We start from the raw sequence: 2226 nt of genomic DNA on the forward strand, positions 1-2226 counted from the left end.
GTCTTGGCGCTCCTTCGTGCAAAATCCGCCACCCCTTCGACAAGCCCCTGATGTGAACCGCTGCCCGCTTTAGACAGCGTGGCCAACCGATGACGGGAACAAAAAAAACAGCAGTTATATGGTGGGCGATGACGGGCTCGAACCGCCGACATCTTCGGTGTAAACGAAGCGCTCTACCAACTGAGCTAATCGCCCGCTCCGGGCCGGACCTTTAAGCAGTTAGGGCTCTGTTCGCAAGGCCCAATGAACAGCCGGCGCACCCGCTGTCAGGCGGATTTCCCCAATGCCGGCGCACTTGTCAAAAAACCTTCCGCTGATTGCTGATATGCTCACATGCCGCGCTTGACACCCGCAAACGAACCCCTTATCCAGCGGCCCAACGACGAACACGCCTTACACGTGCTCGTCAGTGCGCGGGTGTAGCTCAGTCGGTTAGAGTGCCGGCCTGTCACGCCGGAGGTCGCGGGTTCGAGCCCCGTCACTCGCGCCAGTCTTTTCAAGGGTTTAGGCTCTACGCTCCAAAGAAGTTTCAACTGCCGACCCTGGATGCGCAAGCTCTGCCAGCGCTCGTTCCGCTCCGCCGCGATCGCGTATGCCTGAGGCCCGTCTGGTCCACACCGCACGATCGAGAGGCCAAGAGCCTTCGCTATTGTCGTCGTATTGCGCTCAGCCGAGTTCTTGGGCGAGCCCGATGAGAAGCCCTTCAGGCCCGCGGATGTAGCAGAGCCGGTACGCGTCTTTATACTGGACTACTTCGCCTACGAGCTGCGCGCCGCGATGGCGGAGCTTTTCAAGCGTCTCGTCGATGTCGTCCACGGCGAACATGACGCGCAGGTAGCCTAGAGCGTTCACCGGGGCGTTGCGGTGATCCGCGACGACAGGCGGCGTGAGGAAGCGGGATAGCTCGAGCCGGCCGTGGCCGTCCGGCGTGCGCATCATGGCAATCTCGACGCGCTGATCGCCCAATCCAGTGACACGTCCGGCCCATTCTCCTTCGATCGTGGCCCGCCCTTCGAGCTCAAGGCCGAGCTCGCGAAAGAAATCAATCGTCCCTTCGAGGTCATCGACGACGATTCCTACGTTGTCCATCCGTTTGAGTGCCATGTGTCCAGGCTACAAGGTGCCGTCCAGGCCGTAAACTCATAAGCGCCGGGGCGCCCTTGAAATGGCCGGCGTCGAGTTCATCTCAGAGAACGGCGGCGGCGCCGGCATGAGGTTGAGAAAGGCTGGATCGTCAAGCGCTTCTCACCGGCAGCCACCTGAAGGAGGGCACTGCTCACGCCGGCGGCCATTTATGAAGCGCGTGTCTTCGTCAGCCGTTCGGATAGTAGCCGCCGTCGGCACCGTCACCCATATAGGTGCCTTGCCCGGTGGCATTCTGAAGCCGCTGATCCAGGGCATTGATCTCCCCCAGCGCCGAACGGTCTCCGGAAGTCAGCGCGGTACGCTGGATGGTATCCGCCTGCTGCATCAGATCACGGGCCTGATCCTGCGTGATCTTGCCGGCTTGCCTTGCTTCCCGGATACCCTGCCTCACGTTCAGCAACTGATCCAACGCCGCTTTCGCTTTCGGATCCGCCGGCACCGATGCCGTGGTCATGGTGTCGACCCTGTGGTGACGGTGCACCGCATAGGCGCTCGAAAGCGGTATGGCCGCGAAGACCGATGCGACCGCGATGATTTTTGGCATGAAATAGCGCATGACGGCATCTCCCTATGATGGAGGGAGCGGTAAAGCCGCTTCCCCAAAACGGGCCGTCTGGTCGCGTCGTGTCGCGATGCAGCCACTCACCGCCGGCGGTTCTCGGCCCGGGGACGAGATATAGAGGCCACCCCGGAGTTGAAACGCAGGTGGCACGCAAACGTTATCCGATGTGATCGAGCGTTGAATGGTGGCTGCACATATGCTCGCGCCTGTGCTCCACGTTCCCCTTGAACTGCCTCAAGAAAAGATGGCTGCCGGTGGGCCATAGCTGTCGTCGTCTTTTCAGGATGCGCCCTTGCTTACTTTCCCCTTCTCCGAAGCGAATCCCATTCAATATCCCGGCCCTCCTCCGAAAAGTTCGGACGTGGTGATTGTCGGCGGCGGCATTATCGGCGTGACGACAGCTCTTTTTCTTGCGCGGCGGAACATCTCCGTGACGCTGGTGGAAAAGGGGCGGATCGCGGCCGAGCAGTCCTGCCGCAATTGGGGATGGATCCGCAAGCAGGGACGCGATGCGGATG

At 61.1% G+C, this 2226-nt stretch carries 3 protein-coding genes and 2 tRNA genes; 2 read left to right on the forward strand and 3 right to left on the reverse strand.

Annotation, left to right across the window (positions count from 1 at the left end; all coding sequences use genetic code 11):
• Positions 1-119: 119 nt before the first annotated feature.
• Positions 120-195, reverse strand: a tRNA-Val gene (locus tag EOA38_RS34255).
• Positions 196-413: 218 nt separating this feature from the next.
• Between EOA38_RS34255 and EOA38_RS34260 the strand changes: the two genes are divergently transcribed.
• A tRNA-Asp gene (locus tag EOA38_RS34260) sits at positions 414-490 on the forward strand.
• A 176-nt stretch (positions 491-666) separates the two neighbouring features.
• Here EOA38_RS34260 and EOA38_RS34265 read toward each other — a convergent pair.
• On the reverse strand, positions 667-1104 hold the full coding sequence (locus EOA38_RS34265) for a VOC family protein (protein WP_127301302.1): 438 nt from the start codon (positions 1102-1104) through the stop codon (positions 667-669).
• A gap of 208 nt (positions 1105-1312) precedes the next feature.
• Complete coding sequence (locus tag EOA38_RS34275) at positions 1313-1702, reverse strand: hypothetical protein (RefSeq protein WP_127301303.1); 390 nt, start codon at positions 1700-1702, stop codon at positions 1313-1315.
• Between the two features lie 298 nt (positions 1703-2000).
• Here EOA38_RS34275 and EOA38_RS34280 point away from each other — a divergent pair.
• Positions 2001-2226: FAD-dependent oxidoreductase (locus tag EOA38_RS34280; RefSeq protein WP_145966217.1), on the forward strand; the 226-nt coding region annotated here is incomplete at its 3' end.

The sequence above is a fragment of the Mesorhizobium sp. M1E.F.Ca.ET.041.01.1.1 genome (genome assembly GCF_003997355.1).
Lineage (GTDB): Bacteria > Pseudomonadota > Alphaproteobacteria > Rhizobiales > Rhizobiaceae > Mesorhizobium.